General features: G+C 60.5%; 22 protein-coding genes. 13 read left to right on the top strand and 9 right to left on the bottom strand.

What is annotated here, in order from left to right; genetic code table 11:
* Positions 1 to 3: 3 nt before the first annotated feature.
* From queA to coaD, 4 genes are all read right to left on the bottom strand, one after another.
* Positions 4 to 1,089 carry a tRNA preQ1(34) S-adenosylmethionine ribosyltransferase-isomerase QueA gene (queA, locus tag J5N58_RS08080; protein WP_113442815.1) on the bottom strand — a complete coding sequence of 362 codons (1,086 nt, stop codon included), beginning with the start codon at positions 1,087 to 1,089 and terminating at the stop codon, positions 4 to 6.
* A 75-nt stretch (positions 1,090 to 1,164) separates the two neighbouring features.
* Positions 1,165 to 1,674, bottom strand: a complete 510-nt coding sequence (locus J5N58_RS08075) for a peptidylprolyl isomerase (RefSeq protein ID WP_112830051.1) — start codon at positions 1,672 to 1,674, stop codon at positions 1,165 to 1,167.
* A gap of 30 nt (positions 1,675 to 1,704) precedes the next feature.
* Positions 1,705 to 2,274: a peptidylprolyl isomerase gene (locus J5N58_RS08070; protein WP_113467299.1), complete on the bottom strand. Its 570-nt coding sequence runs from the start codon at positions 2,272 to 2,274 to the stop codon at positions 1,705 to 1,707.
* Positions 2,275 to 2,305: 31 nt separating this feature from the next.
* A complete protein-coding gene (gene coaD, locus J5N58_RS08065; RefSeq protein WP_112830284.1) occupies positions 2,306 to 2,800 on the bottom strand; it encodes a pantetheine-phosphate adenylyltransferase in 495 nt (164 codons plus the stop codon).
* A 200-nt stretch (positions 2,801 to 3,000) separates the two neighbouring features.
* Here coaD and J5N58_RS08060 point away from each other — a divergent pair, with 200 nt between their 5' ends.
* The 3 genes from J5N58_RS08060 to J5N58_RS25945 all read left to right on the top strand — a co-directional run bounded on the left by J5N58_RS08060 (position 3,001) and on the right by J5N58_RS25945 (position 3,599).
* Positions 3,001 to 3,174 (top strand): hypothetical protein, encoded by a 174-nt coding sequence (locus tag J5N58_RS08060; protein WP_244710371.1) that lies wholly within the window; start codon positions 3,001 to 3,003, stop codon positions 3,172 to 3,174.
* 80 nt (positions 3,175 to 3,254) lie between these two features.
* Positions 3,255 to 3,404, top strand: coding sequence for a hypothetical protein (locus J5N58_RS08055; protein WP_244710368.1), 150 nt, complete (start codon positions 3,255 to 3,257; stop codon positions 3,402 to 3,404).
* A gap of 60 nt (positions 3,405 to 3,464) precedes the next feature.
* On the top strand, positions 3,465 to 3,599 hold the full coding sequence (locus tag J5N58_RS25945) for a hypothetical protein (protein ID WP_280519998.1): 135 nt from the start codon (positions 3,465 to 3,467) through the stop codon (positions 3,597 to 3,599).
* A gap of 441 nt (positions 3,600 to 4,040) precedes the next feature.
* Here J5N58_RS25945 and J5N58_RS08050 read toward each other — a convergent pair whose 3' ends face one another.
* Entirely contained in the window at positions 4,041 to 4,565 is a 525-nt protein-coding gene (locus J5N58_RS08050; RefSeq protein ID WP_244710366.1) for a single-stranded DNA-binding protein, read from the bottom strand.
* 263 nt (positions 4,566 to 4,828) lie between these two features.
* Between J5N58_RS08050 and uvrA the strand changes: the two genes are divergently transcribed.
* The 3 genes from uvrA (at position 4,829) to J5N58_RS08035 (ending at position 10,419) form a co-directional block, all read left to right on the top strand.
* On the top strand, positions 4,829 to 7,750 hold the full coding sequence (uvrA, locus tag J5N58_RS08045) for an excinuclease ABC subunit UvrA (protein ID WP_244710364.1): 2,922 nt from the start codon (positions 4,829 to 4,831) through the stop codon (positions 7,748 to 7,750).
* A 23-nt stretch (positions 7,751 to 7,773) separates the two neighbouring features.
* Positions 7,774 to 8,574, top strand: coding sequence for a DUF72 domain-containing protein (locus tag J5N58_RS08040; RefSeq protein ID WP_113425792.1), 801 nt, complete (start codon positions 7,774 to 7,776; stop codon positions 8,572 to 8,574).
* A 162-nt stretch (positions 8,575 to 8,736) separates the two neighbouring features.
* A complete protein-coding gene (locus J5N58_RS08035; RefSeq protein WP_244710362.1) occupies positions 8,737 to 10,419 on the top strand; it encodes a Na/Pi cotransporter family protein in 1,683 nt (560 codons plus the stop codon).
* On the opposite strand, the gene J5N58_RS08030 is transcribed toward J5N58_RS08035, so the two are convergent.
* Complete coding sequence (locus tag J5N58_RS08030; protein ID WP_244710360.1) at positions 10,360 to 11,850, bottom strand: NAD(P)H-hydrate dehydratase; 1,491 nt, start codon at positions 11,848 to 11,850, stop codon at positions 10,360 to 10,362. The genes J5N58_RS08035 and J5N58_RS08030 overlap by 60 nt on opposite strands.
* 347 nt (positions 11,851 to 12,197) lie before the next feature.
* Here J5N58_RS08030 and J5N58_RS08025 point away from each other — a divergent pair, with 347 nt between their 5' ends.
* On the top strand, positions 12,198 to 12,536 hold the full coding sequence (locus J5N58_RS08025) for a P-II family nitrogen regulator (protein WP_006727717.1): 339 nt from the start codon (positions 12,198 to 12,200) through the stop codon (positions 12,534 to 12,536).
* A gap of 59 nt (positions 12,537 to 12,595) precedes the next feature.
* A complete protein-coding gene (gene glnA, locus J5N58_RS08020; protein ID WP_112830058.1) occupies positions 12,596 to 14,005 on the top strand; it encodes a type I glutamate--ammonia ligase in 1,410 nt (469 codons plus the stop codon).
* A gap of 127 nt (positions 14,006 to 14,132) precedes the next feature.
* Here the strand turns inward: glnA and J5N58_RS08015 are convergent, their stop codons facing one another.
* On the bottom strand, positions 14,133 to 15,173 hold the full coding sequence (locus tag J5N58_RS08015; protein ID WP_244710358.1) for a TAXI family TRAP transporter solute-binding subunit: 1,041 nt from the start codon (positions 15,171 to 15,173) through the stop codon (positions 14,133 to 14,135).
* A gap of 17 nt (positions 15,174 to 15,190) precedes the next feature.
* A complete protein-coding gene (locus J5N58_RS08010; protein ID WP_244710356.1) occupies positions 15,191 to 16,249 on the bottom strand; it encodes a coiled-coil domain-containing protein in 1,059 nt (352 codons plus the stop codon).
* Between the two features lie 265 nt (positions 16,250 to 16,514).
* Between J5N58_RS08010 and J5N58_RS08005 the strand changes: the two genes are divergently transcribed.
* The gene (locus J5N58_RS08005; protein WP_244710477.1) at positions 16,515 to 17,438 is read left to right on the top strand and encodes a DMT family transporter; all 924 of its coding nucleotides are present in this window, start codon (positions 16,515 to 16,517) and stop codon (positions 17,436 to 17,438) included.
* 75 nt (positions 17,439 to 17,513) lie between these two features.
* Positions 17,514 to 17,843, top strand: a complete 330-nt coding sequence (gene hspQ, locus J5N58_RS08000) for a heat shock protein HspQ (protein WP_112830061.1) — start codon at positions 17,514 to 17,516, stop codon at positions 17,841 to 17,843.
* Between the two features lie 109 nt (positions 17,844 to 17,952).
* Here hspQ and J5N58_RS07995 read toward each other — a convergent pair whose 3' ends face one another.
* On the bottom strand, positions 17,953 to 18,588 hold the full coding sequence (locus J5N58_RS07995) for an invasion associated locus B family protein (RefSeq protein WP_112830062.1): 636 nt from the start codon (positions 18,586 to 18,588) through the stop codon (positions 17,953 to 17,955).
* Between the two features lie 269 nt (positions 18,589 to 18,857).
* Here J5N58_RS07995 and J5N58_RS07990 point away from each other — a divergent pair, with 269 nt between their 5' ends.
* The 3 genes from J5N58_RS07990 (at position 18,858) to J5N58_RS07980 (ending at position 22,439) form a co-directional block, all read left to right on the top strand.
* The gene (locus J5N58_RS07990; protein WP_244710354.1) at positions 18,858 to 20,660 is read left to right on the top strand and encodes an extracellular solute-binding protein; all 1,803 of its coding nucleotides are present in this window, start codon (positions 18,858 to 18,860) and stop codon (positions 20,658 to 20,660) included.
* A 111-nt stretch (positions 20,661 to 20,771) separates the two neighbouring features.
* Positions 20,772 to 21,443, top strand: coding sequence for a DsbA family oxidoreductase (locus J5N58_RS07985; RefSeq protein ID WP_113339509.1), 672 nt, complete (start codon positions 20,772 to 20,774; stop codon positions 21,441 to 21,443).
* A gap of 57 nt (positions 21,444 to 21,500) precedes the next feature.
* On the top strand, positions 21,501 to 22,439 hold the full coding sequence (locus J5N58_RS07980) for a DMT family transporter (RefSeq protein ID WP_112830064.1): 939 nt from the start codon (positions 21,501 to 21,503) through the stop codon (positions 22,437 to 22,439).
* Positions 22,440 to 22,459: the final 20 nt, after the last annotated feature.

The following is a 22,459-nucleotide window of genomic DNA, read 5'->3' as shown; positions in this document are numbered from 1 at the left end:
GGTTCAGGGGTCTTTCCGGAACAGCAGGCTGGAATCGCCGTAGGAATAGAAACGGTAGCCGGTTTCGATGGCATGGGCATAAGCCGCCCGCATGGTGTCGAGCCCGGCAAAGGCGGAAACCAGCATGAACAGCGTCGAACGCGGCAGGTGAAAATTCGTCATCAGGACATCGACGGCGCGGAAACGATAGCCCGGCGTGATGAAGATATCGGTCGCGCCGGACCAGGCACGCACCTCGCCCGCTTCTGTCGCAGCGCTTTCCAGGAGCCGCAGCGACGTCGTGCCGACGCAAACGATGCGCCCGCCGCGTTGCCGGACCGCATTCAGCGCGGAGGCGGTCCTCGCCGGCACATGGCCGATCTCGTGATGCATCTTGTGGTCGGCGGTGTCGTCTGCCTTGACCGGCAGGAAGGTGCCGGCGCCGACATGCAGCGTGACGAAATGCCGTTCAATGCCCGCGGCATCGAGCTTCTCGAACAGTTCCGGCGTGAAATGGAGACCCGCGGTGGGTGCCGCCACCGCACCTTCTTCCCGCGCATAGATGGTCTGATAGTCCTTGCGGTCCTGGCTGTCTTCCGGCCGCTTGGCGGCGATATAGGGCGGCAGCGGAATATGACCGACCGCCGCAATCGCCTGGTCGAGATCGGGACCCGACAGATCGAAGGCCAGCTCGATTTCGCCCGCCTCGCCCTTCTCCGAGACTGTCGCGGCGAGCGTACCGAGCAGGCAGGTTTCGCCGTTGTGTCCGAACTCGATGCGGTCCCCGGCCTTGATGCGCTTGCCGGGACGGGCAAACGCCCGCCAGCGGTTGGCGGCAACGCGCATGTGCAGGGTGCAGGAAACGGGCGTGCGCTCCGCCCCTTCCCGCAAACGAACGCCTTCGAGCTGCGCCGGTATGACCTTGGTATCGTTGAAGACCAGCGCGTCGCCGGGTTTCAGGAAGGAGTCGAGATCATAAACGTTCCGGTCTTCCAAGATGGGAACGCCATCGGGACGCACGACCAGCAGGCGCGCATGATCGCGCGGGCTTGCGGGCCTCAGCGCAATACTCTCTTCCGGAAGGTCGAAGTCGAATTCGTCTACACGCATGGCAACACTATTTCATCAAACGCGAAAACCCGCCCGGGCGCAAAGCGCCGAGGCGGGCTCCGATTTTCCCGACGATCAGGCGTCGGCGGCAACCTTCATCGAAACGATGGAGTCGGGATCGCGCACCGGCTCGCCGCGCTTGATCTGATCGATGACGTCCATGCCTTCGATGACCTGGCCCCAGACCGAATACTGCTTGTTCAGCCAGGGGGCATCGGTAAAGCAGATGAAGAACTGCGAGTTGGCGGAGTTCGGGTTCTGCGAACGGGCCATCGAGCAGGTGCCGCGCACGTGCGGGGTGGCGGAGAACTCGGCCTTCAGGTCGGGCTTCTGGGAGCCGCCCATGCCGGCGCGAGCCGGGTTGAAGCTGTCCGAGCCCTGCTTGCCGAACTGCACGTCGCCCGTCTGGGCCATGAAGTCCTCGATGACGCGGTGGAAGACAACACCGTCATAGGCGGCCTCGCGCGCCAGTTCCTTGATCCGCGCGACGTGGCCGGGAGCCAAGTCCGGGAAAAGGGAAATCACGACGCGACCCTTCGTGGTTTCCATGATGATGGTGTTTTCCGGATCCTTGATCTCGGCCATTGATTTACTCCCTGTTGTGGGCCTCGGCCCTCAGTTTCTGCCGACAGTTACCTTGATCATGCGATCCGGATCGGAGACTTCGCCGTTTCCGCCCTGACCGCGCTTGATCTTGTCGACGTATTCCATGCCCGCCACGACCTTGCCGACGACCGTGTACTGGCCGTTCAGGAAGCCGCCATCGGCGAACATGATGAAGAACTGCGAATTGGCGGAATTCGGGTCCTGCGCGCGCGCCATGCCGACGGTGCCGCGTTCGAAGGGAACGCTGGAGAACTCGGCCGGCAGATCCGGCAGGCTGGAACCGCCCGTGCCTGCGCGGCTTGCGTCATAACCATCGTTCATGTCGCCGAACTGAACGTCGCCGGTCTGGGCCATGAAGCCGTCGATGACCCGATGGAAGGCGACATTGTCGTATTCGCCCTTCTTCGCGAGTTCCTTGATCTGCGCGACATGCTTCGGCGCGACGTCCGGAAGAAGTTCGATGACGACCGGACCGTCCTTCAACTGAATGGTCAGATAATCGTCGCTGGAAGCAGCTTTCACCGCGCTAGCGGTCGCGAAGGCCACGACGAGCGCGGCGGCAATACGAAAGAGTTTCATGGTCACTCCACAGACTAAAACAAGAGGGGCCTCAGCGCCCGAGCTTCGATTTCAGGGCAGCCAAAACTGCCGGCGGCACGAAAGCGCTGACATCGCCACCCATGGCGGCGATCTGGCGAACCAATGTGGCGGTAATGGGCCGGGAAGCCGTCCCGGCAGGCAGGAAAATTGTCTGCAGGTCCGGTGCCATCTGATAATTCATGCCGGCCATCTGCATTTCATAGTCGAGATCGGTGCCGTCGCGCAGGCCGCGGACAAGCAGGGTGGCACCGTTGCGCCGCGCCGCGTCCACCGCGAGACCGTCGAAAGAGACGACATCGATATCCGCCGCCCGATCCGGCAACGCATCCGTCAGGGAACGACGGATCAGCTCGGCCCGTTCATCATAGCTGAACAGCGGCGTCTTACCGGGATGAATGCCGATTGCGACGATCACTTTCGACACGACGTTCAGCGACTGGACCAGCACGTCGAGGTGACCATTGGTCATCGGATCGAAGGAACCTGGATAAAAAGCGGTCGTCATGGCAGCCCGATCATTGTCTCGACGCCTTTTGTCACGGAAGAGCGCCCGCCGCAAGTGATTTGGCCGCGGCTCCCCGAGCTTCGGAAACAGGTCGCGAAGATGAACAGCCGCTGAATGCGGCATTCAAGGCGGCTTCAGCCGGACGGGAGCATGATGGCGATACTGGTTCACAGGAACCAGCCATCTGAGGTCCCTTTTCCATGCTCGCTGTCGTGACTTTCCTCGCAATCGCCACCTCCTACCTGCTGGAAATGGCAGTTCTCGCTCTTCGCGCCTTTCTGGCGACCGGCGAGACCTCGTCGCGGCGCTGCAACGAAGATGAACGCCAGATGAACGAGCCGTTAAGGCGCGTTTCAGACGCACCTCTCTATTAACACTAACCAGTCGCTACGGAACCGATATTCCGCCAGCGCATTGTCACGGCAAATCTGCCGGTTTCGAAAGGATAACGACTATGCCCGACAAAGTAACACTGATCAATGTGGTCTGGATGTTGATGATGACGGCAATGGTTGCCACCTCCATGACCTTCTACATGGCCGACAGCAGCCAGGCGCAGTTCGGTCCGCCGATGACCGCGCGTTACCACAGCTTCGGGCATTGATCCGAAACTGGAACATTCGCGTTAAACGTTCAACCGCCGCAGAGAAAAGAAAGGAAGATCATGTTCATAACGCTGACAGTTCTTGCCGCCTTGATCAGCGGCATGTTCGTTGCCTCGGTCGCTTCGACAGTTACCGCCCTTCGGCGTGAAAGCGACGATTACAAGGCATTGATCGAACGCCACAGGGCGTTCTGAGCTGAGCGCGTAAATCTCGCGCTCCCTGAGCCGTCGGATCCACACGAGCGGCGCGAAGAGTTTCAAAGACCTCCAAGGAAAAAGCAACGGTGTTAAGCGTCAAGCACCGTTGCTCTATGAGTTTGCATTCCGGCGTTGATAATAATGATCTTCCTGCGCATCAGGCAGGAGAGCAAGCTTTTCGGATCCAGCCTTTGCTTTGCTCTCTCAACGGTTCGATGAAATCCCGAACGCACAGAGGTTCTGCTTTGTTACAAAAGCGAGTTCGGCTCAGGGAAGACGAGACGCCTTTACGAGTGTCTCGACGGTAGAGTACCCCTCAACACAATCAAACCCGGAACAACATATCCAATGTTCCGGCCTTCCATGCACAAGACTGCCGAAGCGGTGCATCACGCCGCTGGGTCATGTTGACGTTGTCGCGACCGGCTCCAGACATTCTCAGAACGGAATGTCGTCGTCCATGTCGCGGGAGAAACCGCCGCCGGAGGGGGCGTTCGATCCGCCGCGGTTGCCGGAGGGGCCGCCGCGCGAGGGGGCGGGGGAGCCGTAGTCGTCGCCATAGCCGCCGCCGAAGTCGCCGCCGCGGGCAGCGCCCTGCCCGCCGCCTTCGCCGCGGCCGCCGAGCATGGTCAGGTTCGAATTGAAGCCCTGGAGCACCACTTCGGTCGAATAGCGATCCTGGCCGCTCTGGTCCTGCCACTTGCGGGTCTGGAGCTGACCTTCGACATAGACCGTCGAGCCCTTGCGCAGATATTGCTCGGCAACCTTGCAGAGACCTTCGTTGAAGATCACCACCGTGTGCCATTCGGTCTTTTCCTTGCGCTCGCCGGTGTTGCGGTCACGCCAGCTTTCCGACGTCGCGATGCGCAGGTTGGCAATCGGTCGACCGTCCTGGGTACGGCGGATTTCCGGGTCGGCCCCGAGATTGCCGATCAATATTACCTTGTTGACGCTACCAGCCATATTACTCACCTTGCTGCCGCCAAAGCGGCGCCCTAAAACCTATTCAATTTTCACCTTATCCCATCCGCCCGCCGGAATGGGCCGTGATCCTCTGTAATCCACAGCGAAAATGTTCTTTATTTGTTCTAATGATCGACTAAGATGCTGTCAATAGAATCGCATTCCGGCCAACAAAGCATCCTTCCGCCTCGACAGGGGCCGACAGATCACTAAATAAGGACTGTTCTCCTCCCGAGACACCCTTCTCCATCCGAGCCTTGTCCATGAGCGAACTGAAGAGCATCTCCATCCGCGGCGCGCGCGAACACAATCTGAAGGGGATCGACCTCGATCTCCCGCGCAACAGCCTGATCGTCATGACCGGCCTTTCCGGTTCGGGCAAGTCCTCGCTTGCCTTCGATACCATCTATGCGGAGGGACAACGCCGCTATGTCGAGAGCCTTTCGGCTTATGCGCGCCAGTTCCTCGAGATGATGCAGAAGCCGGATGTCGACCAGATCGACGGCCTTTCACCCGCAATCTCCATCGAGCAGAAGACGACCTCGCGCAATCCGCGCTCGACGGTCGGCACGGTGACCGAGATCTACGACTACATGCGCCTTCTCTTCGCGCGTGTCGGGGTTCCCTATTCGCCGGCGACCGGCCTGCCGATCGAGAGCCAGACCGTATCGCAGATGGTCGATCGCATCATCGCCTTCGAAGAAGGCACCCGACTTTATATACTGGCGCCGATGATCCGCGGCCGCAAGGGCGAGTACAAGAAGGAACTCGCCGAACTGATGAAGAAGGGTTTCCAGCGCGTCAAGGTCGACGGGCAATTCTATGAAATCGCCGATGTTCCGGCGCTCGACAAGAAATACAAGCACGACATCGACGTGGTGGTCGACCGTGTCGTTGTCCGGACCGATATCGCCGCCCGCCTCGCCGACAGCCTGGAGACCTGCCTCAAGCTCGCGGACGGGCTGGCAGTGGCTGAATTCGCCGACAAGCCGCTGCCGGCGGAGGAAACCGCGGCGGGCGGCTCGGCCAACAAATCGCTGAACGAAACCCATGAACGGGTTCTGTTCTCGGAGAAGTTCGCCTGCCCCGTTTCCGGCTTCACCATACCGGAAATCGAGCCGAGGCTCTTTTCCTTCAACAACCCCTTCGGCGCCTGCCCGACCTGCGACGGCCTGGGTTCGCAGCAGAAGATCGACGAAGCGCTGATCGTGCCGGAAATCAACCGGCGTCTCAACGATGGGGCGATCGCCCCCTGGGCCAAGTCGTCTTCGCCCTACTACAACCAGACGCTCGAGGCGCTGGGCAAGGCTTACGGCTTCAAGCTCTCCAGCAAATGGTCCGACCTCAGCGAAGCGGCGCAGAAGGCCATTCTTCACGGCACCGACGAGAAGATCGAGTTCCACTACGCCGACGGCGCGCGTTCCTATTCGACAACGAAAACCTTCGAGGGCATCGTTCCCAATCTCGAGCGCCGCTGGAAGGAAACCGACAGCGCCTGGGCGCGCGAGGAGATCGAGCGCTTCATGTCCGCCGCCCCCTGCCCGGCCTGCGCCGGTTTCCGGTTAAAGCCGGAAGCGCTGGCGGTGAAGATCAATAGCCTGCATATCGGTCAGGTGACCGACATGTCGATCCGGGTTGCCGGAAGCTGGTTCGAGGCACTTCCCGCGAGGCTGACCGACAAACAGAATGAAATTGCGGTGCGTATCCTCAAGGAAATCCGCGAACGGCTGCGTTTCCTGAACGATGTGGGCCTCGACTATCTGAGCCTGTCGCGTAATTCCGGCACGTTGTCGGGTGGCGAGAGCCAACGCATCCGGCTCGCATCGCAGATAGGCTCGGGGCTTACAGGCGTTCTCTACGTGCTCGACGAACCCTCGATCGGCCTTCATCAGCGCGACAATGCGCGCCTGCTCGACACGCTGAAGCATCTGCGCGACATCGGTAATACGGTGATTGTCGTCGAGCATGACGAGGATGCGATCCTGACGGCGGACTATGTCGTCGATATCGGACCGGCCGCCGGCATTCATGGGGGCCAGGTCGTGGCCGAAGGGCCACCCTCGGAGATCATGGCCAATCCAAAATCCCTGACGGGCAAGTACCTCACCGGCGAGCTCGGGGTTGCTGTGCCCGAAAAGCGGCGCAAGCCGAAGAAGGGCCAGCAGATCAAGGTGGTCGGAGCGCGCGGCAACAACCTCAAGAACGTGACCGCCGCCATTCCGCTCGGCGTCTTCACCGCGGTGACAGGCGTATCGGGGGGCGGCAAATCCACCTTCCTGATCGAGACACTTTACAAGGCGGCGGCCCGCCGCGTTATGGGCGCGCGCGAAAACCCGGCCGAGCACGAACGGATCGACGGCTTCGAATTCATCGACAAGGTGATCGATATCGACCAGTCGCCGATCGGACGCACCCCGCGATCGAACCCGGCGACCTATACCGGCGCCTTCACGCCCATCCGCGACTGGTTCGCCGGCCTTCCCGAGGCAAAGGCGCGCGGCTACCAACCGGGCCGTTTCTCGTTCAACGTCAAGGGCGGCCGCTGCGAGGCCTGCCAGGGCGACGGCGTCATCAAGATCGAAATGCACTTCCTGCCCGACGTCTACGTCACCTGCGACGTCTGCCACGGCAAGCGCTACAATCGCGAAACCCTCGACGTGTTGTTCAAGGGTAAGTCGATTGCCGACGTGCTCGACATGACGGTTGAGGAAGGCGTCGAATTCTTCTCCGCCGTTCCGGCGGTACGCGACAAGCTGCAGGCGCTCTTCGATGTCGGCCTCGGCTACATCAAGGTCGGACAGCAGGCGAACACGCTTTCCGGCGGCGAGGCGCAGCGCGTCAAGCTCGCCAAGGAACTGTCGAAGCGCTCGACCGGCCGCACCCTCTATATCCTCGACGAACCGACCACCGGCCTGCATTTCCATGATGTCGCCAAGCTTCTGGAAATGCTGCAGGAACTGGTAAACCAGGGCAATTCCGTGGTGGTCATCGAGCATAATCTCGAGGTCATCAAGACAGCCGACTGGATCATCGATTTCGGTCCCGAAGGCGGCGACGGCGGCGGTACGATCGTTGCCGAAGGTACGCCTGAAGACGTGGTGAGGGCGGAGAAATCCTATACCGGCCAGTTCCTCAAGGAACTGCTGGAGCGTCGGCCGGTGAAAAAGCGCCAGGCGGCGGAATAAGGAAACCCGGGAGGAGGACGCGCATGTCGGCAGGCACAATCCGCACCGGGATCGGCGGCTGGACCTTCGATCCCTGGGAAGGCACATTTTATCCGTCCGATCTCGCCAAGAAGCGGCAACTCGAATTCGCGAGCCGCCAGTTGAAGGCGATCGAGGTGAACGGCACCTATTATTCCAGCCAAAAGCCCGCGACCTTCGCGAAATGGGCTTCGGAGGTGCCGGAGGATTTCGTCTTCTCGCTGAAGGCCAGCCGCTTCTGCACCAATCGCAAGGTGCTGGCGGAAGCCGGGCCGTCGATCGAGAAGTTCCTGACCCAGGGGATTGCCGAACTCGGCAAGCATCTCGGACCGATCCTCTGGCAGTTCATGGGTACGAAAAAGTTCGAGCCCGAGGATTTCGAGGCTTTTCTCGCACTCCTGCCCAAGACGCTCGACGGCATCGCGCTACGCCATGTGGTGGAACCGCGCCACGACAGCTTTTGCACGCCGGAATTTGTGGATCTGCTGGCGAAATACGGGGTTGCCGCCGTCTGCGCCGACCATCACGATTATCCCATGTTTGCGGATGTCACCGCGGATTTCGTCTATTCACGGCTGCAGAAGGGAACAGACGAGACGACGAGCTGTTATCCCGAGACGGAAATCGGCGAATGGGCAAAACGGTTCAAGACCTATGCGGCGGGCGGCGTTCCCGACGACCTGCCGGTGATCGCTCCGGAAAAAGCCGTCGAGAAAAAACCGAGAGACGTGTTCGCCTTCTTCATTACCGGCGGCAAGGTGAATGCGCCGAACGGCGCGCGCCTTCTTCAATCCAAGGTGGATTGAAGCCTGCAAGACCACCAATCGGCGGCAAATTGTGACAATGACGAATCTGGACTAGGTTCGGTCGCAGGGGCGATCACATTCGCCTGAGAAGGGTTGAAACTCCCCCTCTTTGGCCGGCGGGCGGCAATAATGGTCGCCTGCAGCTTCCGTCGTCGAGGTGTCATGTCGGGTATTGCCGTTTTCATCAATCTTGCCGGCGCGGTCGCGCTGCTCCTTTGGGCGACCCGCATGGTCCGGACCGGGATCGAACGGGCCTATGGCAATGTTCTCAAGGAGAAATTGCGGCTTGCGCTCGGAAATCCCGTCACGGCGAGCGTCGCCGGCTTCTTCTTCGCTATTGCGCTGCAGAGCGCAACCGCGGTCGCACTGATCATCTCCTCCTTCGTTGCCGGCGGCTATGTGACATCGGCCATCGGCATCGCCACGCTGCTCGGAGCGGATCTCGGCTCGGCCTTCGTCGTCAGGATCCTGCGCTACGACCTGTCGTTGCTGATTCCAGTCCTGCTTTTGACCGGAACCATCGCCTTTCGAGCCTCCGAGGCGCGGGACTGGCGACAGGCAGGCCGCATCCTGTTCGGGCTCGGCCTGCTGCTTCTTTCGCTTCGGTTGATCGGCGAAGCGTCCGACCCGCTGCGCGGCAGCGAGATCCTGCCGATCGTCTTCAACTATCTGTCGAGGGACTGGATCACCGCTTTCCTTCTGGCCGCGCTGCTTGCCTGGGCCTTTCACTCCAGTGTGGCGACAATCCTGCTGTTTGCTTCGCTGGCCGATAAGCATCTGCTTCCACCGATGCTTATCGTGCCGCTCGTGCTTGGCGCCAATTTCGGCGCGGCGGTGATCGGCGCCATCCTCACGAAAAATGCCGAGGGCAACGCACGCGTCGTGCCGCTCGGAAACGTCGTGATCCGCGGCCTTGGCACGCTGGTGGCGCTCGCCCTGCAATTCCTCTTCGTGCTCCATCCGGAACAGCTTGCCAGCCAGCCTGGCGATGCGGTGGTTTACACACATCTCGCCATCAATGCCGCCGTCCTCCTCTTCGGACTTCCGTTCAGCGGTATCGTGGCCCGCTTGCTGGAACGACTGCTTGCGGCGCCGGCTGTCGAGGGTGGCGAGCACACACGGCTCTCGGCACTCAATCCGGCCGATCTTTCCAATCCACGGCAAGCCATCAGCAATGCGACACGCGAAGTGCTTACGGTCTGCGAGAAGACAGAAATCATGCTGAACTGGATCTTCGATCTCTATGAACATTGGGATACGAAGAAGATGCAGCGGATAGAGGCGCTCGACGACGAGATCGATGCTATCCACCGCGATATCAAATTCTATCTCGCGCGCATCTCCCAGACGGCGCTCGACGAGCAGTCGGCAGCGCAATGTCAAACCCTGCTCGGCGCGACGATCAAGATCGAACAGGCGGCAGACATCATCTCGCAGAACATGCTGATCCGCGCCCGCAAGAAATATGACCGCGATACCGTCTTTTCCGGCGAAGGATGGGCAGAGCTGTCGGCCATGCACATCGAGGTCCTGAAGAACGCCCGCCTCGCCTTCAATCTGCTGGTCAACAGGGACATCGAACACGCACGCCAGCTCGTGGATCGCAAGGAGGCCGTGCGCAATCTTGTCCGGACCAGCGAGGAACAGCATCTTCAGCGCCTGCGCAGCGGCAATGCCGCCAGTTTCGAATCGAGTTCCCTGCACATCGACACCATGCGGGACCTCAAGGAAATCAACTCGTTGTTTGCCTCGATCGCTTATCCGCTGCTGGAGCAGAAGGGCCTTTTACGGGACAGCCGGCTGAGACAAAGGCCGGATGGCGGCGGCGAGGTCGTCAGCCGTTAGCCCCTCGCCGAGCCGCGCGCCGGCCTCGCCATGCAGCCACACACCTGCGGCCGCGGCTTCGAACGCCGGCATGCTCTGGGCCAGCAATCCGCCGATGATGCCTGCCAGCACGTCGCCGGAACCGGCGGTGGCTAGCCATGCGGGCGCGTTTTCGTTCACCAGGGCCCGGCCATCGGGCGCGGCAATCACCGTGTCCGCCCCCTTGTAGACGACAGCGGCATTGGCACGTCTTGCCGCGGCAATCGTCATGTCGATCTTGCTCAGCGCATCGTCTGCGGCGACATCAGGAAAAAGACGGGCAAACTCGCCCTCATGCGGCGTCAGCACCAGGCGGGTTTCGCCGGTGCCGAATGCCTCGAACAGCGCGTGTGGTTCGTCCCGGAAAGCGGTGATGCCATCGGCATCGAGAACCAGCCGGCGGTTTCGCAAGGCAAGCGCGAAGGCCCTGGTCTTCTTACTGACACCAAAGCCCGGGCCGAGGACAAAGGTGGTGCGCCGCTCGTCGGAGAGATAGTCCGCCAGATCGGCCTCATCCTCCACCTGGTTTACCATGACAGCCGTCGTATGGGTCGCATTCGCATTCAGCGCATCGGCAGGGGATGCCAGGACCGTCAGCCCTGCTCCGCTTCTCAAACCCGCCTCCGCCGAGAGCCGTGCGGCCCCGGTCGCGGTTGCGGAGCCGGAAAAAACCGTGAGATGTCCCCGGCGGAACTTGTGGGCCTCCGCCGAAAGGGTCGGCAGGGCCGCAGCCCAGGCCGCCGGAGCGTTCATGGATGCCTGCCCGGCCTGCTGCATGACGATGCGCCAGGGGATACCGATGTCATGGACCTCGACGCGGCCGCACAGCTGCCGTCCGGGCAGGAGGACGTGCCCCGGCTTCCGCGTCATGAATGTCACGGTGTGATCCGCGCGGAAGGCCGCCCCCAGCACCCGGCCGGTTCGCCCGTCGAGACCCGAGGGAAGATCGACGGCGAGCACGGGAACGCCTGCGTTGCCGACGGCAGCGATCACACTGGCAACCTCCTGCGGCACGTCGCGCGCAAGTCCCGCTCCGAAGACGGCATCGATGACGACATCGCCCACGGTCGGGGCATAGGCATGCAGAGGCGATCCCTTTATCGGACAAAGCGCATGCGCCGTCGCCGCATCGCCCCTCAGACGTGCCGGGTCGCCAAGGTGATAAAGTTCGACGTCGGCGCCGGCCTCCCGCAAGGCACGAGCGGCGACGTAACCATCGCCGCCGTTGTTTCCCGGCCCGCACAGGACCGCGAAGCGAAGCGCCCCCGGATAAAGCTTGAGGGCGGCTGCGGCGACCGCATGGCCCGCCTTTTCCATCAGACCAAAGGAAACGATGCCCGAGGCAGCAGCCGCGGCATCGACACGGCCCATGGCGGCAGGCGTCAAAAGGCTTCTATAGCGCTCATTTTCCATGCAAATATCAAAGCAGATTCCACGCATCCGGAAAACCATATCAATCAACCGCAAAGCAATTGCGTATATTTTGTTCAATTGATTATTTATTACTCAATCAGAACTGCATCTTTAATCATCAGAGAATTTTCGACGCTCGCGGCTGCGACCAAAATTCCGAAGGAAAATAGCAGAATTCCATGCGATTGGGCTGGTATTTTGCCCCACATTGCGCAAGATTTGGCTCCGGAGCGCAGGAAAATGGGAGATTTTCCCAAATTCGCTGGCCAAACTGGCACGTTACGTGCATCAGGCTGGGCGAGCGGGAGTCGCCTGCTTTAATGAGGGAAGCGGAGAGAAATTTTCTCATGAAAAAGATCGAAGCGATCATCAAGCCTTTCAAGCTCGACGAAGTCAAGGAAGCGCTTCAGGAGGTCGGCCTACAGGGTATTACCGTAACGGAAGCCAAGGGTTTCGGCCGGCAGAAGGGCCATACGGAACTCTACCGGGGTGCGGAATATGTCGTGGACTTCCTGCCGAAGGTGAAGGTCGAAGTTGTACTGGCCGACGAAAACGTAGAAGCCGTGATCGATGCAATTCGAAACGCGGCCCAGACCGGCCGAATTGGAGACGGAAAGATCTTCGTTTCCAACGTGGAGGAAGTGGTGCGCATCCGTACCGGTGAAACCGGTATCGACGCCATCTGATAGCCCCTCGCCTGCGGGCCGGGGCCTAATATCGTCATCTCACTCAAGGAATTCGAAAAATGACGACCGCAAATGACATTCTCAAGCAAATCAAGGACAACGACGTCAAGTTCGTAGACCTGCGCTTTACCGACCCGAAGGGCAAGCTGCAGCATGTGACGATGGACGTGGCGTGCGTCGACGAGGACATGTTCGCGGACGGCGTCATGTTCGACGGTTCCTCGATTGGCGGCTGGAAGGCGATCAACGAGTCCGACATGGTGCTCATGCCGGATCCGGAAACGGTTCACATGGACCCTTTCTTCGCCCAGTCGACGATGGTCATCATCTGCGACATTCTCGACCCGGTATCCGGCGAAGCCTATAACCGCGATCCGCGCGGCACCGCCAAGAAGGCCGAAGCCTATCTGAAGGCCTCGGGCATCGGCGACACCGTCTTCGTCGGCCCGGAAGCCGAATTCTTCATCTTCGATGACGTCAAGTACAAGGCCGATCCCTACAATACCGGCTTCAAGCTGGATTCGACCGAATTGCCGTCGAACGACGACACTGACTACGAAACCGGCAATCTCGGCCACCGTCCGCGCGTCAAGGGCGGCTACTTCCCGGTTCCGCCGATCGACAGCTGCCAGGACATGCGTTCGGAAATGCTGACCGTGCTCGCGGAAATGGGCGTCGTCGTCGAGAAGCATCACCATGAAGTGGCAGCAGCCCAGCACGAACTCGGCATCAAGTTCGACACGCTGGTGCGCAATGCCGACAAGATGCAGATCTACAAGTATGTGGTGCATCAGGTCGCAAACGCCTATGGCAAGACCGCAACCTTCATGCCGAAGCCGATCTTCGGCGACAACGGCTCGGGCATGCATGTGCACCAGTCGATCTGGAAGGACGGCAAGCCGACCTTCGCCGGCGACGAATATGCCGGCCTGTCGGAAACCTGCCTCTATTACATCGGCGGCATCATCAAACATGCCAAGGCCATCAACGCTTTCACCAACCCCTCGACCAACTCCTACAAGCGTCTGGTCCCGGGCTATGAAGCTCCGGTCCTGCTCGCCTATTCGGCTCGCAACCGCTCCGCTTCCTGCCGTATTCCGTTCGGCTCGAACCCGAAGGCAAAGCGTGTCGAAGTCCGCTTCCCCGACCCGACCGCCAACCCCTATCTCGGTTTCGCGGCCATGCTGATGGCCGGCCTTGACGGCATCAAGAACAAGATCCATCCGGGCAAGGCCATGGACAAGGATCTCTACGACCTGCCGCCGAAAGAACTGAAGAAGATCCCGACGGTTTGCGGTTCGCTCCGCGAAGCGCTGGAAAGCCTCGACAAGGATCGCAAGTTCCTGACCGCTGGCGGCGTCTTCGACGACGACCAGATCGATGCCTTCATCGAACTGAAGATGCAGGAAGTCATGCGGTTCGAAATGACCCCGCATCCGGTCGAGTACGACATGTACTATTCGGTCTGATATCTTCGCGGGTCTGCGCAATGCGGACCGGCAGCCCGCAAGGAAAAGGCGGCGGCTCATTCGAACCGCCGCCTTTTTCATGATCGAAGAGAAAATATAACTATTTTGCAGTAATCACTATTGGTTATTATTGCTTTTTAAGACGCTGCTTGAGGAGATTGAGATACTCCTCATTGGCATCCGGAGCCTTCGGAGCCGCTTCTGCCGGGGCGGAGCAATTGGGCTTGTAGTCGAGAGCCATACCGACCTTGACGCAGCTTCCGACCTGCCAGCCCGGCGGCAGCGCCGTCAGGTCAACCGACTTCCATTTCGGATGCCCGGTCTTCTCCAGTTTCGGCAGGCCGTTCAGGATGAGGTTCGAGAAATCGGACACGGAGCGGCAACTGTCGCGATGGTAGGCGTTCTTCTTCGGATCGTAGTCGTAGGTCATCAGCACGGCCTTGACCGCAACCAGATCGACCGGCTGCTGTTGAAAGCCATAGGTGGCGGCGGGAACGGTGACCGGCGTATAGGTCGCGAGCAGCGGCGCATCCTTGATCGGCAGAAGATGGAACTTGCCGGCGTCGATGTTGGCATTGATGAAAAGCTGCGCCGGCACACCGGCAACATAAAAGAATGCGTCGATCTCACCGGCGAGCAGCTTCGGCAGCGCCTCGTCGGGATTGATGGTCAACCGTTCGGCCGCCTTCACCTGCAGGATATCGAGCATCAGCGTTGCGGTCAGGTAGGTGCCGCTGTCCGGCTTTCCGATGGCGATCTTGCGGCCGGCCAGCCCCTTGAGTTCGGCGATATCCGTTCTGGCGAGAACATGGACCTCCTCGTTATAAAGAGGGAACATGATGCGCACGCCGCGCACGGCCTGCTGCACCTCGGGGTCATTGGCTTCGAAGGTCTTCAAATACTCCAGAACATCGCTCTGAACGATGCCGAACTGGGTGTTGCGACGGTTGCGGACGCCGACGAAATTCTCCAGCGAACCGGCGCTCTCGACGACATTGAGTTTCAAGCCGCAGCTTGCGCCGAGGCCGGCGATGTCGCGGCCAATGCGAATATAGGTGCCGCTCGGCCCGCCCGTCATGATGTTCCGCTCGAAGCTGTCGGCCGAGGCCATGCTCGTTGTCAGCGATATCGCCACGGCAGCAAGAATCGCACGCAGTCTCGATGTCATGGGCGAAGTTCCTCCGTTCAGCAGTTGCTCTTCAGATCGCGCATCAGGTCTCGAAGCGTAACGACCGGAACGCTTGGAAAGACCGCCCGAAGCGCGGTTGTTACGCATTGGCCGGAAACCAGCATGTCGCGAAGACGTATCCTGTCCGCGGGCGTCAGCCGATCGACGCCGGGCGTGTCCGCAAGAATTGCCTCGACGAGATCCGGATCACGCGCCCCTTCTGCCGCTTCCGGCCTGGCCGTCGCAGCCGAGGGCGATTGAGGTTTCTCAACCGGCACAACCGACGTTTCCCGTTTCAGCCGTTCGATCTCACCGGCAAGCATCGCATTCTTCCGCCGTTCATCGCCAAGTTCGGCGCGCAGGCGGGTAAGTTCGGCCTCGGCAGAGGCGAGTGACTTTTCCAGCATCTGCTGTTGCGACAAGGCTCTGGCTGCATTTGCCCCGCTTGCTGTCGCTTGCGCCGTCAACTCGGCAATCTGCCGGTTCAAGCGTGGAATTTCCTCTTGCTGCAAGCGGACAAGATCACGGCTGGTATCGTTTTCCCGCTTGCTCAGGCGGGCCTGGAGATCGGCTATCTCGGCATCAGCCCGGGCCTTGGCGTCCGCAGCATTCTTCTGCGCCTCTGCGACAGCGGCGGCCTGTGTAAGGCTCTTCGTCCGTTCCTCGCCGAGCGCAGCCGATAAAGAGGCCGCGCGGTCCTTTTCCGCCTGCAAGGCGTCGCTGATCCTCGCCAACTCGTCGGTCATGGCGTCGAGTTCGGATCGCTGGAGATCGACCTTCTTCTGCAGTTCGGCAGCCTCGCCATCGGCGGGGCCGATGGCGTTTTCCGACTTCTCCCCGGCAGCGAGGGCCTGCTGCAACTTCTGCCTGATATCCGCAAGGTCGCCGGAGAGCGCCATATTGCGTTGCTCGGCTGCGGCCAGCCGGGATGCGGTGTCTCCGGAGAGGTAGCGCAGATAACCATAACCTGCCGCACCGCCGATCGCGAGACCCAGCGCCAGGGCAAGAATGACAGGGGCAGCCGATCCACCGCGCGCCGCAACAGGCTGCCTGTCCCTGCCCCACTGATTGCTCACGACATCTCCCGTTCGGCAATGGTTCTGTCCGCCGGCTCCAAATAGCCATGCCCGCCGCTACGGCATCCGAACGAGGCTCAAAACCGGTACATTGCCAGTTGGGTAGCGTGAATTTCCGACCCACGCAAGCTTTGCCCGCCTGGGTGAAATTGCCGCCAGTCGCCGCTTTCCAACTCGATACAGGCTTTGTAGTCTCCAAACCGTTCCTTTCTGCGCAACCGCAATTCCGCCCCGCCAGATCTTCCACCCGGTGCCAATCATGTCCATGTCCGAAGTGCCCGCAGCGAGACCATTCGACTGGGTTCTCTTTCTGCTGACGCCGATATTCTTCTCGACCAACCTGATCTTCGGGCGCGGCATTACGGGTGAAATCGCGCCCTTCACGACCGCCTTCCTGCGGTGGGCGGGCTCGGCGGCCATCATCTTTCCGTTCGTCTATGCGGAGCGCGATCTCTGCCTCGCCTTCGTGCGCGCGAACAGACGGCTGTGGCTGGTCCTCGGCTTTCTGGGCATGGGTATCTGCGGCGGCTTCGTCTACTGGGCCCTGACACTCACGACGGCCTCGAATGCGACGCTGATCTATACCACGTCGTCACTCTTCATCATCCTGCTGCAATGGCTCCTTCATGGCCGCCGGATGCGTCAGGGGGAGTTCGTCGGGATGCTGATCGCCTTTGCGGGTGTGTCAGTGATCGTGTTGAAAGGCGACGTAGACGCATTGCGTCACTTCAGCTTCAATATCGGCGATCTCGGTATACTGGTCGCGGCGGTCGCATTCGCGATCTATTCCCTTCTGCTGCGCCATCCGGCTGCGAAAGCCATGCCGTCCCTGCCGTTGTTCGGTCTCCTGGCGTTGTCCGGCGCGCTGGTGCTGGCGCCACCCGCTCTTTACGAAGTTGTCAACGGCGGGCTTCTGCCGGACAGCGCGAGCGACTGGACCAAGCTCGCCGGCATCATCGCCTTCGCCTCGCTCGCCGCCTTCTACTGCTTCACCCATACCGTTCGCGTGTTCGGTCCGGCGGTCGCTGGCATCACGCTCTACCTGATGCCGCCGATGTCTATCCTGATGGCCGTCGTCTTCCTGGGAGAGACCTTCGAACGCTATCACGCGGTCGGCATCGTGCTGGTGATGGGCGGCGTGATCCTTGCAACCGCGCCGCGACGTACCGCCATCGGCAAATCCGCCTGACGCCCGGCGCCATACGCCAGGGGCTTGATCTTCACTCCATTTCTCCCCAGATATTAATGGAAAGGAAGTGGAGCCATGAAACAACGAAACGCTAAATTCGGTATCGGGGAAGTTGTCCGTCACAAGGTCTTTCCGTTCCGCGGCGTCGTGTTCGATGTGGATCCGGAGTTTGCCAATACCGAGGAATGGTGGAACGCCATTCCAGCGGAAGTGCGCCCGAGCAAGGATCAACCCTTCTACCACCTGCTCGCGGAAAACGCCGACACCGAATATGTCGCTTATGTTTCGGAACAGAACCTGGAGCGCGACACCAGCGACGAACCGTTGCGCAACCCACATGTGCAGCAGATCTTCGTTCAGGAACGAGCCGGACGCTATCGTCCCCGTCAGAACTTCGCCCATTGACGATATGTTAATCGGCAGTTCCGGCGACAAGCCCCTGGGTTAGAACCCATAAAACGAAAGGCCCGCTTGCGCGGGCCTTTTTTTATTCCGAAGCCAGCAAAGCTTTAGCTTACTGGCCCTGCTTGGCGGCGTTCTGGGCGTCGTTGATCGCCTTGTTCCGCTCTTCCTGCTTCTTCTGCATGGCTTCCTGCAGCAGGCGCTGGCGCTCTTCGGCCTGCGACTGGGTCATGGCCTCGCCATCATAGGCGCCGGTAAAGCCTTCGAGCGCGATCTTGATCGGGTTCGGTGCGCGGCGGAAATTGATCGAGGTGAAGACAACTTCGTTGCCTTTCTTCAGGCTCGCGATCAGAGCGTCCGTCAGCGGGATTTCAGCGGTGCAGCGATCCGGCAGGCAAACCGTGTAGTCGAGCTTGGTGCCCTTGGCGCCGTCGATCTGCATCATGATGCCCGGCGGGATCAGTCGTGCCGACGGAACGGTGACCTGCAGGAGCTTGCGGTTGACCTTGCCTTCGATCGAGATCAGGCCGACAGCGGTGATGAGCTGGCCGTTCTGGGCGGTCTGCTGGTTCTGGACGACGCAGACATCCGCTTCCTCCTGCTTCGTACAGGTCTTGAACCACCTGGACGGTGCTGCCGGAGCTGCGGCTTCCTGGGCAAGCGAGACGGCCGGAACCGTAGCTGCGCCAAGCGTCAGAACCAGAGCAGACAGAGCCGTCCGCGTAACTTTGCTTGCTTTGAACATCATAACCTAATCCGTCTCCTGAAAACCGGTATCGAGCCCGCGACCCGCCGCGTACTCCCTAGTCCGTGCTGCCCGTCAACTGTCGTTCAAATGAGGCAAATACATGACCTTGGTTGTCGCGACCACCTGTTACATCGCGCGATGCGGAATATCCAGTCCTTCTTTGGGCCCACTCCGCAGCCTGATGCCATTTTCAGGGCCCGGTGTGTTGGTTTTGTGGTGTTCATGGTAGTTTTCGGCAGATTCTTCGATTACGGCAAAGAGGAAACGGCGTGCGTCGTCTGATATTCGGTCTGATTTTTCTCCCCTTTTGCGGCCTGGCACAGGCCGAACCGGTCCATGGCATAGCAATGCACGGCGAACCGGCGCTAAGCGCCGGCTACCAGAATTTTCCCTATGCCAACGCGCAGGTGAAAAAGGGCGGCAAGATCAATTACGGCGTCGTCGGAACCTTCGACAGTCTCAATCCCTTCGTACTCAAGGGCATGCGGACCACGGCGCGGGGCATATGGGATCCCGAATACGGAAACCTGTTCTACGAATCGCTGATGACGCGCTCGAGCGACGAGCCCTTCTCGCTTTACGGCCTGTTGGCCGAAACGGTCGAGATGGACGCCGACCGAACCTACCTTCAGTTCAACCTCAATCCCAAGGCCCGCTGGCACGACGGCATGCCGGTGACGCCGGAGGACGTGATCTTCTCCTTCAACCTGCTGCAGGAGAAGGGTCGCCCGCCCTATAACCGGCGCATGGCCGTGGTCGACAAGCTGGAGAAGGTCGGAGAAAACAGCGTCCGCTTCACCTTCAACGACAAGGCCAATCGCGAAACGCCGCTGATGATCGCCATGTCGCCCATCCTCCCGAAGCATGCGACCGATGTCGCCACTTTCGACCAGAGCTCGCTTTCCATTCCGGTCGCCTCCGGACCTTACAAGATCAAGGCGATCAAGCCCGGCGAGAAGATCACCTGGGAGCGGGACCCGAATTACTGGGGCAAGGACCTTCCGTCGAAGGTCGGCTTCGACAATTACGACGAAATCTCCGTCACTTACTTTCTGCAGGATTCAACCCTGTTCGAAGCCTTCAAAAAAGGCGATATCGACATCTATCCGGAGGGCGACTCCGGCCACTGGACGCGGGCCTATGATTTTCCTGCAGCGCAAAACGGCAGCGTTGTGAAGGAGACCTTTCAACCAGGACTACCTTCCGGCATGCTCGGCTTCGTCTTCAATACACGGCGGCCGCTTTTCGCCGACGAAAACGTGCGTGAGGCGCTCTCTGTCGCGTTCGACTTCGAATGGGTGAACAAGAACCTTTATGGCAGTTCCTTCAAGCGCAGCCAGAGCTTCTGGCAGAATTCGGCGCTCGGGGCGTTCGGCAATGCCGCCGACGAGCGGGAACTCGCACTGCTCGGACCGGCGAAAGACCGGATCGACCCCGCCGTTCTTGCCGGAACATACGCCATGCCGGTGACCGACGGTTCAGGTGCAGACCGCAAGGTCCTGCGCGAGGCGGTTACCCTGCTCGCCAAGGCCGGATACACCATCAAGGGTGGAAAAATGGTGGATGCGTCCGGCAGGCAACTCGCTTTCGAAGTGATGACCCAGAACGAAGGGCAGGAGAAGATGGCGATCGCCTATCAGCGCGCCCTGTCCCTCATCGGCATTGCCATGTCGATCCGCACCGTCGACGACGCGCAGTACCAGGCACGTTCCAACAGTTTCGACTACGACATGATCGTCAAGGCCTACACCTCGTCGCTGTCGCCGGGTGCCGAACAGATCAACCGATGGGGATCGGCATCGCGCGATGCACAGGGGAGCTTCAACTATGCGGGCGTTGCCGATCCGGACATCGACCGGATGATCGATGCCCTCGTCAATGCCCGCAGCGCCGAGGATTTCCGAGCCGCCGTCAGGGCCTATGACAGGCTTCTCGTCGCCGGCCATTATGTGGTTCCGCTCTACCACATCGGCGAGCAATGGGTCGCCCGCTGGACGCATATCGGCCGGCCGGAAAAAACGCCGCTTTATGGCTATCAATTGCCGGTATGGTGGGACGCACGGGTGCAGTAAGAGAGACCCTCCCCGCGCGGAAGCTGGTTACCTCTGAGTAACTGGTTGAAATGCGCATGGAATGGCCCTACTTCGCGACGATCATTCCCATGGCGCCGGAAAGGAACCACCATGCAGCGCATTACCATCGACCTCGTTTCCGACGTTGTCTGCCCCTGGTGCTTCCTCGGAAAGGCAAGGCTGGACCTCGCAATCGCCGAGGTCCAGGACGAGATCGGCGTCGATATCAACTGGCGCCCCTATCAGCTCAATCCGGATTATCCGCCGGAAGGCGTCGACCAGCAGGCCGAGCTTGCGAAAAAGCTCGGCGGCAAGGCCAATATGGATCGCGCTCACGAGCAACTGCGCGCGCTCGGCCGCGATGTCGGCATAGCCTTCGACTTCGACGCCATCAAGGTTGGCCCGAACACGCTCGATGCGCATCGTCTGATCCACTGGGCCGGCGTCGAAGGCCGTGATGTTCAGGAGCGCGTTGTTTCAGCATTATTCAAAGCCAATTTCGAGGAAGGCCGCAATGTCGGCGACATCGTCGTCCTGGCCGATATCGCCGAATCGGCCGGCCTCGACCGCGGCGTGATCTCACAACTGCTGGCGAGCGATGCAGACAGGGCGGAGGTGCTGGGCGAAATCGACGCGGCCCGGCAGATGGGCGTTAACGGCGTACCGTTCTTTATCTTCGACCAGCAATATGCGGTCAGCGGCGCGCAGACGCCAGAAGTGCTCGCCAATGCCCTGCGCGATATCGCAAGAATGAAATCCGAAGCGCTTGCAAAACTCAATTGACGCGCGGCCGGAACGATCCTAAGCACGGTTGCATCCTCCCCCGGGACTCCAATCGCCGTGCGCCCAGATCTTATTCTTCGAGGCATTCTCATTGCCTTCGCGTCCTTTGCTGCGTACGCTGTCAGCGATGCCAGCGTCAAACTTATCGAAGGACGCATTTCGCCGCTCGAATCGGGCTTCTTTGGTGCCTGTTTCGGTCTCTTTGCCCTGCCCTTCCTGCTGAAGCGTAACGACCACTGGCTGGATATGGTCAAGACGACAAACCGGCCGCTCTGGCTTCTGCGCTTCGTCTCGTCCGGGCTCGGCACCATCGGCAGTGTCACCGCCTTCACACACCTGTCGATGGCGGAAGCCTTCTGTCTGATCTTCCTGCTGCCATCCTTCGTCACCATCATGTCGGTGATCTTCCTGAAGGAAGCTGTCGGGATCAAACGCTGGAGCGCCGTCATCATCGGATTTCTGGGCGTACTCGTCGTTCTGCGCCCAGGTTTCCGGGAGTTGTCCATCGGTCATCTCGGCGCGGTGTTCGCGGGCCTCGGCGGGGCGCTGTCCATCGTCATCTATCGTGCGATCGGGCCCTCGGAGAAGAACATTTCGCTCTATGGTGCAGGGCTGCTCGGGACCCTCCTCGTCTGCGGCATCGCTATGATCCCCTATTTCGTCTGGCCAAGCGGCGAGGAATGGCTGCTGCTGGCAGGCTACGGTCTGCTTGGCGCTCTCGGCAATGTCCTTTTGATGTATGCCGCGTTCTACGCTCCGGCAGCCGTCGTCGGCCCGACGCAATACAGCCAGATGCTCTGGGCGATCCTCTTCGGCTATCTGATCTTCGGCGATCATGTCGATGGGCCCATGCTGGTCGGCATCGTACTCATCATCGGTTCCGGCCTGCTCACGCTTTCGCGCGAGCGCACGCGGGGCGTCGCCCTGCCGCCGCCGGTCGCTGGAAACAGCCAGGCGGCGCTGGCCATCAAGCCGGAAGACGAAACCTCGTCATAGGCGGTCTGCTGATCGACCGT

It is taken from the genome of Paenirhizobium cremeum (assembly GCF_022884085.1).
GTDB lineage: Bacteria > Pseudomonadota > Alphaproteobacteria > Rhizobiales > Rhizobiaceae > Allorhizobium > Allorhizobium cremeum.
This window is presented reverse-complemented; position numbering and strand designations above follow the sequence as displayed.